Annotated in this window: 7 protein-coding genes; 6 read left to right on the top strand and 1 reads right to left on the bottom strand. The window is 61.6% G+C overall.

The window, feature by feature from the left end:
* The first annotated feature begins 7 nt into the window (after positions 1 to 7).
* On the top strand, positions 8 to 2,209 hold the full coding sequence (gene ppk1 / locus FBY03_RS15820; protein WP_147173325.1) for a polyphosphate kinase 1: 2,202 nt from the start codon (positions 8 to 10) through the stop codon (positions 2,207 to 2,209).
* On the opposite strand, the gene ppx is transcribed toward ppk1, so the two are convergent.
* Positions 2,196 to 3,698 carry an exopolyphosphatase gene (ppx, locus tag FBY03_RS15825; RefSeq protein WP_147173326.1) on the bottom strand — a complete coding sequence of 501 codons (1,503 nt, stop codon included), beginning with the start codon at positions 3,696 to 3,698 and terminating at the stop codon, positions 2,196 to 2,198. The genes ppk1 and ppx overlap by 14 nt on opposite strands.
* A 369-nt stretch (positions 3,699 to 4,067) precedes the next feature.
* On the opposite strand from ppx, the gene trxA reads away from it, so the two are divergent.
* The 5 genes from trxA to FBY03_RS15850 all read left to right on the top strand — a co-directional run bounded on the left by trxA (position 4,068) and on the right by FBY03_RS15850 (position 9,768).
* The gene (trxA, locus tag FBY03_RS15830) at positions 4,068 to 4,394 is read left to right on the top strand and encodes a thioredoxin TrxA (RefSeq protein WP_147173327.1); all 327 of its coding nucleotides are present in this window, start codon (positions 4,068 to 4,070) and stop codon (positions 4,392 to 4,394) included.
* A 244-nt stretch (positions 4,395 to 4,638) separates the two neighbouring features.
* Positions 4,639 to 5,898, top strand: coding sequence for a transcription termination factor Rho (gene rho / locus FBY03_RS15835; protein WP_147173328.1), 1,260 nt, complete (start codon positions 4,639 to 4,641; stop codon positions 5,896 to 5,898).
* 254 nt (positions 5,899 to 6,152) lie between these two features.
* Positions 6,153 to 7,619, top strand: a complete 1,467-nt coding sequence (gene ubiD, locus FBY03_RS15840; RefSeq protein WP_147173329.1) for a 4-hydroxy-3-polyprenylbenzoate decarboxylase — start codon at positions 6,153 to 6,155, stop codon at positions 7,617 to 7,619.
* Positions 7,619 to 8,587, top strand: coding sequence for a CDP-6-deoxy-delta-3,4-glucoseen reductase (locus tag FBY03_RS15845; protein WP_147173330.1), 969 nt, complete (start codon positions 7,619 to 7,621; stop codon positions 8,585 to 8,587). The genes ubiD and FBY03_RS15845 overlap by 1 nt, the downstream gene beginning before the upstream one ends.
* 428 nt (positions 8,588 to 9,015) lie before the next feature.
* A complete protein-coding gene (locus FBY03_RS15850) occupies positions 9,016 to 9,768 on the top strand; it encodes a LuxR family transcriptional regulator (protein ID WP_178090671.1) in 753 nt (250 codons plus the stop codon).
* Positions 9,769 to 10,034 lie beyond the last annotated feature (266 nt).

Consider the following 10,034-nt stretch of genomic DNA (forward strand, 5'->3'; position numbering starts at 1 on the left):
CGATCTAATGAATACCGAAGGACTCACCGATAGCGAATTGCTCGACCCCCAGCCCGTGGTCGTCGCCGAAACACCGGTGGAAACTCAGCCGCCGGTCGAAGTGCCAACGCCGGCACCGCCGCAGGTCGTGCCGAGCCTGGATGACAGCAGCCTGTATATCCATCGCGAGCTGTCCCAGCTGCAGTTCAACATCCGAGTACTGGAGCAGGCGCTGGATGAGTCCTATCCGTTGCTGGAGCGGCTGAAGTTCCTGCTGATCTTCTCCAGCAACCTCGACGAGTTCTTTGAGATTCGCGTCGCCGGCCTGAAAAAGCAGATCAACTTCGCCCGTGAGCAGGCCGGCGCCGACGGCCTGCAGCCGCACCAAGCCCTGGCGCGGATTTCCGAGCTGACCCACGAACAGGTTTCGCGCCAGTACGCGATTCTCAATGAGACCCTGTTGCCGGCCCTGGAAAAGCACCAGGTACGCTTCATCCGTCGGCGCCACTGGAACGCCAAGCTGAAGAGCTGGGTGCGGCGCTATTTTCGCGACGAGATTGCGCCGATCATCACCCCCATCGGCCTGGATCCGACCCACCCCTTCCCGCTGCTGGTGAACAAGAGCCTGAACTTCATCGTCGAGCTGGAAGGGGTCGATGCCTTCGGTCGCGATTCCGGTCTGGCGATCATCCCGGCGCCGCGCTTGCTGCCGCGGATTATCCGGGTGCCGGAAGAGGTCGGCGGCGCCGGGGATAACTATGTGTTCCTCTCCTCGATGATCCACGCGCATGCCGACGACCTGTTCCAGGGCATGAAGGTCAAGGGTTGCTACCAGTTCCGTTTGACCCGTAACGCCGACCTCTCGGTCGATACCGAGGATGTCGAGGACCTGGCCCGTGCCCTGCGCGGCGAGCTGTTCTCGCGGCGCTACGGCGATGCGGTGCGTCTGGAGGTGGTCGACTCCTGCCCGAAGAATCTGTCGGATTATCTGCTCAAGCAGTTCGGTCTGGCCGAGAGCGAGCTGTATCAGGTCAGCGGCCCGGTCAACCTGACCCGGCTGTTCAGCATCACCGGCCTGGCCAGTCACCCGGAGCTGCAATACCCGCCGTTCACCCCGGTGATCCCCAAACTGCTGCAGAACAGCGAGAACATTTTCAGCGTGATCAGCAAGCAGGACATCCTCCTGTTGCACCCCTTCGAGTCCTTCACCCCGGTGGTCGACCTGCTGCGCCAGGCGGCGAAAGACCCGCACGTGCTGGCGATCAAGCAGACCCTGTACCGCTCCGGGGCCAACTCGGAAATCGTCGACGCCCTGGTGGAAGCCGCGCGTAACGGCAAGGAAGTCACCGCGGTGATCGAGTTGCGCGCGCGCTTCGACGAGGAGTCCAACCTGGCCCTGGCCAGTCGCCTGCAGGCCGCCGGTGCCGTGGTGATCTACGGCGTGGTCGGCTTCAAGACCCACGCCAAGATGATGTTGATCTTGCGTCGTGAGAACGGCGATATCGTCCGCTACGCGCACCTCGGCACCGGCAACTACCACGCCGGCAATGCGCGTTTGTACACCGACTACAGCCTGCTCACCGCCGACGTGGCGCTGGGCGAGGACGTGGCGAAGATGTTCAGTCAGCTGATTGGCATGGGCAAGACCCTGCGCATGAAGAAGCTGCTGCATGCGCCCTTCACCCTGAAGAAGACCCTGCTCGAGCTGATCGCCCGCGAGACCCACCTGGCCAGCGAAGGCAAGCCGGCGCACATCATCGCCAAGTTCAACTCGCTGACCGACCCGAAGATCATTCGCGCCTTGTACAAGGCCAGCCAGACCGGGGTGAAGATCGATCTGGTGGTGCGGGGCATGTGTTGCCTGCGTCCTGGCATCCCCGGCGTGTCGCACAATATCCAGGTGCGCTCGATCATCGGCCGCTTCCTCGAGCACACGCGGGTGTTCTATTTCCTCAGCGAGGGCGAGGAGAAGATCTATATGTCGAGTGCCGACTGGATGGAGCGCAACCTCGACAAGCGGGTCGAGACCGGCTTCCCGGTAGAAGGCAAGAAACTGATTCTACGGGTGAAGAAGGAACTGGAGGCCTACCTGACGGACAACACCCACAGCTGGATCCTGCAGCCCGATGGCCGCTACCTGCGCAGCAGCCCGACCGGCAACCAGCATCCGCGCAGTGCCCAGGCGGGCTTGCTGGATAAGCTGACGGTGCCGTTGGTCAGCGCACGCTGAGCTCGATGCCGACGCGTTTGAGCCATTCCGCTTCCTGAGTGAAGTCCGCCTGGGTCAGCGGGTTGGCTTCCAGCCAGTCTTCCGGGAAACGGATTTCCAGGTGCTGTCCGCTCGCCTGCAGGCGCACCATGGGAGACTCCTGGTTGCCGCGGATGTGATGGAACAGAATGGCGAAGCGCAGCAGCACGCACAGGCGGATCAGCTTGATGCCGTCGTTGCCGAATTCGCCGAGCTTGTCCTTGGGAATGTTGCGCCGATGGCCACGCACCAGCAGCGCCAGCATCTGTTGGTCCTGGCGCGAGAAGCCTGCCAGGTCGGAGTGTTCGATCAGGTAGGCACCGTGCTTGTGGTACTGGTAATGGGCGATGTCCAGACCGATCTCGTGCACCCGCGCCGCCCACACCAACAATTCGCGGTGCCACTCATCGTCCAGTTGCCAGCTGTCTGCAACCTGCTCCAGTGCTTCCAGGGCCTTGCTTTCGACTCGTGCGGCCTGCTCCAGGTCGACGTGGTAGCGCTCCAGCAGCGCGCTCAGCGTCCGCTCGCGCACGTCCTCGTGGTGATGGCGGCCGAGCAGGTCATACAGCACGCCTTCCCGTAGCGCGCCTTCGGAGTGGCTCATGCGCTGGATGTCGCACGCATCGAAGATGGCTTCGAGAATCGCCAGTCCGGCGGGAAAGATCGCCCGGCGATCCGCTTTGATGCCCTCGAGGTCGAGTTTCTCCGTCTCGCCGAGCTTGAAGATCTTGCGTTTCAGCCAGGCCAGCCCCTGCGGCGTCACCTCACCGTTGCCATGGCCGGCTGCCTTGGTGGTCAGGCCGATGGCCTTGATGGTGCCGGAGGCGCCCACCGCCTCCTGCCAGCCAATCCGTCGCAGGGCGTGTTCGATGCCCATCAATTCCAGGCGCGCCGCGGTGTAGGCCTGCGCGTAGCGCGCCGGGGTGATCTTGCCGTCCTTGAAGAAACGCTGGGTGTAGCTCACGCAGCCCATCTGCAGGCTCTCGCGCAGCAGCGGTTCGAAGCGTTGGCCGATGATGAACTCGGTGCTGCCGCCACCGATATCGGCCACCAGGCGCTTGCCCGGGGTGTCGGCGATGCTGTGCGAGACGCCGAGGTAGATCAGCCGTGCTTCTTCGCGACCGGAGATGACCTCCACCTGATGGCCGAGCAGTGCCTCTGCGCGGCGGATAAACTCGCCGCGGTTGCGCGCCTCGCGCAGGGCGTTGGTGCCGACGATGCGTAGCGCGCCCTCCGGCAGGTTGGCGGTCAACTGGGCGAAGCGGCGCAGGCAGTCGAGGCCGCGTTGCATGGCTTCCTCGCTGAGCAGGCGGTCTTCGTCGATACCGGCGGCCAGCTGCACTTTGTCGCCCAGGCGTTCGAGAATGCGAATCTCGCCATGCTCGGCCTTGGCCAGGACCATGTGGAAGCTGTTGGAACCCAGGTCGATGGCGGCAATCAATGGCAATGACTCGGCAGGGGTATGCGTCATGGGGGGCAGCGTCTCGATGTGGAACGCCGCCATCCTGCCATGATAGACCGGGCACGCCAACGCATACTGATCTTGCTGCGCGGTCGGGGCGTTTTGCGATTAGGCTTGGGCACTTGCCATGCGGGCGTCGACTCTGGCGCAGGATGCTCGCGATTTTCCTGCTGCTGCAGGCCATTTAGCACTTTATCCGCTTGGCCACCTTGCGTACTGAGTGGGCATTTGCTCTGCTTTACGGCTGGGCTGCCGGAGAAATTTGCCAAGGCCCATAGACAAGCTCAATAGTGTCTATCAATAGTGCTTACCTTCCTGTGTCGCTAAAGCCGGGCTATCATGGCGGCCACTTTTTGCTTCCGAACACGGAGACTTTCCATGAGCGAACTCATCACCAATGTCAGCGATGCCAGCTTCGACCAAGACGTTATCCAGGCCGAAGGGCCGGTTCTGGTCGACTATTGGGCTGAGTGGTGCGGCCCGTGCAAGATGATCGCGCCGGTTCTCGACGAAATTGCCCAGACTTACCAGGGCAAGCTGAAAGTCTGTAAGTTGAACATCGACGAAAACCAGGACACCCCGCCGAAGTACGGCGTGCGTGGTATCCCGACCCTGATGCTGTTCAAGAACGGCAATGTCGAGGCGACCAAGGTCGGTGCGCTGTCCAAGTCGCAACTGACGGCTTTCCTCGACAGCAATATCTGAATTGCCGTGATCAATTAAGCCCCGCCAGTCGCGGGGTTTTTTCTGTATGAAGGCTAGACGCCTTCGTTAAGCCGGTGTTACATTCGGCCTCGCTGTATTTTCTATGCAGCCCTCTGCAAGCCGTTGTCGCCGCATTCCTACTCGAATACTTCGCTATACCAGCAGGCGATCCAGTCGCCTTGCCAGCGGCGCGGCCTCCCAAGCGAATAGCTTATTCTCCCTCCTTCATGATTACGTCATTCCTATGAATCTGACCGAACTCAAGCAAAAGCCGATTACCGAACTGCTGGAACTCGCCGAACAAATGGGCATCGAGAACATGGCCCGTTCGCGCAAGCAGGACGTGATCTTCTCGCTGCTGAAAAAACACTCGAAAAGCGGCGAGGAGATCTCCGGTGATGGCGTGCTGGAGATTCTCCAGGACGGTTTCGGCTTTCTCCGCTCCGCGGATGCCTCCTACCTGGCCGGCCCCGACGACATCTACGTCTCGCCCAGCCAGATCCGCCGCTTCAACCTGCGCACCGGCGACACCATAGTCGGTAAAATCCGCCCGCCGAAAGAAGGCGAGCGTTACTTCGCGCTGCTCAAGGTCGATACGATCAACTACGATCGTCCAGAGAACGCGAAGAACAAGATTCTGTTCGAAAACCTGACGCCGCTGTTCCCCACCAAGCGCCTGGTCATGGAAGCCGGCAACGGCTCCACCGAAGACATCACCGGCCGGGTCATCGACCTCTGCGCGCCGATCGGCAAGGGCCAGCGTGGCCTGATCGTGGCGCCGCCGAAGGCCGGCAAGACCATCATGTTGCAGAACATCGCGGCCAACATCACCCGCAACAACCCCGAATGCCACCTGATCGTCCTGCTGATCGACGAGCGTCCGGAAGAAGTGACCGAGATGCAGCGCACCGTGCGTGGCGAAGTGGTCGCCTCGACCTTCGACGAGCCGCCGACCCGCCACGTGCAGGTTGCCGAGATGGTCATCGAGAAGGCCAAGCGCCTGGTCGAGCACAAGAAGGATGTGGTCATCCTGCTCGACTCCATCACGCGTCTGGCACGCGCCTACAACACCGTGATCCCGAGTTCCGGCAAGGTCCTCACCGGTGGTGTCGATGCCCACGCCCTGGAGAAGCCGAAGCGCTTCTTCGGCGCCGCGCGCAACATCGAGGAAGGCGGTTCGCTGACCATCATCGCCACTGCGCTGGTGGAAACCGGCTCGAAGATGGATGAGGTGATCTACGAGGAATTCAAAGGCACCGGCAACATGGAGCTGCCGCTGGATCGTCGCATCGCCGAGAAGCGTGTGTTCCCGGCGATCAACATCAACCGTTCCGGCACTCGCCGCGAAGAGTTGCTGACTGCCGAAGACGAGCTGCAGCGCATGTGGATTCTGCGCAAGTTGCTGCATCCGATGGATGAAATCGCCGCCATCGAGTTCCTCACCGACAAGCTGAAGGCAACCAAGACCAACGAAGAGTTCTTCCTGTCGATGCGACGCAAGTAAGGCAGGTCTACTTCACTTCGGTGATGCTGCGTTAAAAGCAGGCTCAGATGCCCATGTACAAAAGTACACTCCGCTTCTTCGCCTGCTTTTGCCTTGCCTGACCTTCGCTCGCTACGCTCTTTGGTTAGTGTTCAGCCACAAAGGCCGGGGAGACCCGGCTTTTGTGTGTCTGTACTTCGCTTGAACCTTCAGCATGACCGGCTTCGGCGCTAAACTTTGCGCCTCGACTGGACTGCCCGACACGAGGCTTCTGCATGCAGTATCGCGATCTGCGCGATTTTATCCGTGGCCTGGAACAGCGCGGCGAGCTCAAACGCATTCAAACAGCGGTTTCCCCGGTGTTGGAAATGACCGAGATCTGCGACCGCACCCTGCGCAAGGGCGGCCCGGCCCTGTTGTTCGAAAACCCCACGGGCTTCAGCATGCCGGTGCTCGGCAACCTGTTCGGCACGCCGCAGCGGGTGGCGCTGGGCATGGGCGCGGAAGCGGTCAGTGAGCTGCGTGAAATCGGCAAGCTGCTGGCCTTCCTCAAGGAGCCTGAGCCGCCGAAAGGCCTGAAAGACGCCTGGTCCAAGCTGCCGATCTTCAAGAAGGTCCTGGCCATGGCGCCCAAGGTGCTGAAGGACGCGCCGTGCCAGGAGGTGATCGAGGAGGGCGACGACGTCGACCTGGGCAAGTTGCCGGTGCAGACCTGCTGGCCCGGCGACGTCGCGCCGTTGATTACCTGGGGCCTGACCGTCACCAAAGGCCCGCACAAGGAACGGCAGAACCTCGGTATCTACCGCCAGCAGGTGATCGGCCGCAACAAGCTGATCATGCGCTGGTTGAGCCACCGCGGCGGCGCCCTGGATTTTCGCGACTGGTGCGAGAAGTTTCCGGATCGCCCCTATCCGGTGGCGGTGGCCCTGGGCGCCGATCCGGCGACCATTCTCGGTGCGGTCACGCCGGTGCCGGACAGCCTGTCCGAATACGCCTTTGCCGGCCTGCTGCGCGGCAACAAGACCGAGCTGGTGAAGTGCCGTGGCAGTGAGCTGCAGGTGCCGGCCAGCGCCGAGATCGTCCTGGAAGGAGTGATCCATCCCGGCGAGATGGCCGATGAGGGGCCCTACGGCGACCACACCGGCTATTACAACGAGGTCGATCGCTTCCCGGTGTTCACCGTCGAGCGCATCACCCGTCGGCAAAAACCGATTTACCACAGCACCTACACCGGCCGCCCACCAGATGAGCCGGCGATCCTCGGGGTGGCGCTGAACGAGGTGTTCGTGCCGATCCTGCAGAAGCAGTTCCCCGAGATCACCGACTTCTACCTGCCGCCGGAAGGCTGCTCGTACCGCATGGCGGTGGTGACCATCAAGAAGCAGTACCCCGGCCATGCCAAGCGGGTGATGCTCGGGGTCTGGTCGTTTCTGCGACAGTTCATGTACACCAAGTTCGTTATCGTCACCGATGACGACGTCAACGCGCGCGACTGGAACGACGTGGTCTGGGCCATCACCACGCGCATGGACCCCAAGCGCGATACGGTGCTGATCGACAATACACCGATCGACTACCTGGATTTCGCCTCACCGGTCTCCGGGCTAGGCTCAAAGATGGGCCTGGATGCCACCCATAAGTGGCCGGGCGAGACCAGCCGGGAATGGGGTCGCGTGATCGTCCAGGACGAAGCGGTCAAGCGCCGTGTCGATGAGCTGTGGCAAGAGTTAGGAATCGATTGATGCAAGTTACCTTACAACCCTCGGGTGCAGTGTTGGCGATGTTGCCCGGCGAGCGCATCCTCGATGCCGCGCGGCGCCAGGGTTTCGACTGCCCGCAGGCCTGTCGCAACGGTAACTGCCATATCTGTGCCGCCTTGCTGCTCGAAGGTCGCGTGCAGCAGAGCGGTGCGACTGTGGCGCATGGTGAACTGTTCACCTGCCTGGCCGAACCGCTGGAAGACTGCGTGCTGCATTGGGACGGGGTGCTGGCGCCCGGTGAGCTGCCGGTACGGGAGCTGGCGTGTCAGTTAGTCGAGTGCCTGGATGTCGGTGGCGATGTCTGGCGTGTGCGCCTGCGCGCCCCAGCCGGCAAGCCGCCACGCTACCACGCCGGCCAGTACTTGTTGTTGCAGCGCGAGGACGGCGAGTATTCGGCGTTTTCCCTGGCCTCGGCACCGCATGCCGGGCGCGAGCTGGAGCTGCATATCCTGGCGCGCGACGCGTCGTCCGTGGCCCTGCTCGACTTCCTTCGTCGCCAGGGCTTCGCGCGCGTGCAACTGCCGTTCGGCGATACGCACCTGGCCGAATTGCCGGAAGGGCCGCTGGTCCTGATCGCCGCCGGTACCGGCATGGCGCAGATGCACAGCCTGATCGAGCATTGCCGGGTTAGCGGCTTCGCTCATCCCGTGCATTTGTACTGGGGCGTGCGGAGCCCGGACGATTTCTACCAGTTGCCGAACTGGAGCGAATGGCAGCAGTTGGCCAATCTCTATCTGCACCGGGTGGTCAGCGACGCCTGCGTCTGGGAAGGGCGCTGTGGCCTGCTGCATGAGGCGGTGAGTGCCGACTTTGCCGATCTGCGCCCCTTGCATGTCTATGCCAGCGGCTCGCCTTCGATGATCTATGCCACCCTGGACGCCTTGGTCGGGGCCGGCATGGCGCCGCAGCAGATGCGTGCGGATGTGTTTGCCTACGCGCCACGCCAGTAACCGCTACCCAGGCGTCGACTGCGCTGTCGGTGTGCTTGAGCTGCCGCGGGGCCGTTCATCCTGGGTCGGCCAAGGTGAACCGCTGCGTCGGCGTCCAGGCGCCAAGTAGCTGCGCTGAACTTACCGCCCAAGCGAGTTGACCTCGCACGTCCTGACACATGTCCCCTGTAGAACAAACCCTGATGGCCCGACTGTGCCGCCGCCGTCTGCCGTATGCCGTGCGCTGGGCAAAAGTGTGCGCAGGGTTGGATTTATATTTAAATATATAGTGGTCGATAAATAATTATTGAATCGATCCAGACACGGCTATAGGATCGTTTTTGCAGTAGGTACGCTGTTGATCACAACCGTTACATGCACCTTGCTGGTGCCCTGCAGTTAATGGACGCTATCTCGTTGTGCGTGGAGCTCGCTGGAGGATGGATGTTATGGCTAGCACCTTCCACTCTCGTAAAGACCTGGTGAAATTGTTGGAGCTGGCGCAGCTCTGTATCAAAGCCAGCAGCAACAAGGACGATGTCGACCAAGTAGTCGCCTTGGCGCGCAGCATCATTCCGTTCTCCGCTCTGATCGTCTGCTTGGACAATACCCACGCGCTCAACCTGAGCGAGTCCCGGCAACTGATCAATTACGGCTACAGCGAGGAATGGATCGAGCTGTATTTTCAGCGCTCCTTTCAGCATCAGGACCCTGTACTTTTGCAATCGCAATGCCAGGATCAGGCGTTCACCTGGCAGGACAGCTACGGCCATGGTCGACAGGCCACCGCTGAGTTTCACGCGCTCTCGCGAGACTTCCTGGGCAGCAATGGCTTGGCCTGTGCGGCGAATGGCCGGGGACACAAGGGCTCGACCCTGATTTCCATGGTGCTGCCGGACAGCTTGCCAGCCGAGGAATATGTCGGGGCGCTGGATTATCTGGTGCCGCACCTGCACGAGATCTTCAACCGACCAGGCGAGTTGAACCGCTGTAGTCTGATGGCGCCCGATATCTCCCGACGTGAGCTGGAGGTATTGCAATGGGCCAAGGAAGGTAAGAGCAACTGGGATATCTCGCATATCCTCAGCATTTCCGAGCGAACGGTGAAGTTTCACTTCGGCAATATCTTCCGCAAGCTGGACGTGATCAATCGCTCTCAAGCCATCGCCAAGGCCATGCACTATGGCGTGCTGACTTTTTAGGGCCGAGGCGAGACGCAAGCAGCCTTGAGCCCGCGTGCTATTTACCCCCGCTGACGTCAGACCAATACGCCGGGCTCGCTTCGCCGCGGGTCAGTTGCGTGCTCGCAGTCGGCAGCTTCGGGGTGGCCGCAGTCCGCTCGAGGCTGCTGTTCCAACACCAGCTAGTGTTCTGTCCCTCAAATAACTACTATTAATCGAGTGTATTGAGGGGCGGAGGCGGGGCTATGAGAACAGGCCGACCGAAGGCTGAGCTGGTGTTGAGCGAC

It is taken from the genome of Pseudomonas sp. SJZ079, assembly GCF_007993865.1.
Lineage (GTDB): Bacteria > Pseudomonadota > Gammaproteobacteria > Pseudomonadales > Pseudomonadaceae > Aquipseudomonas.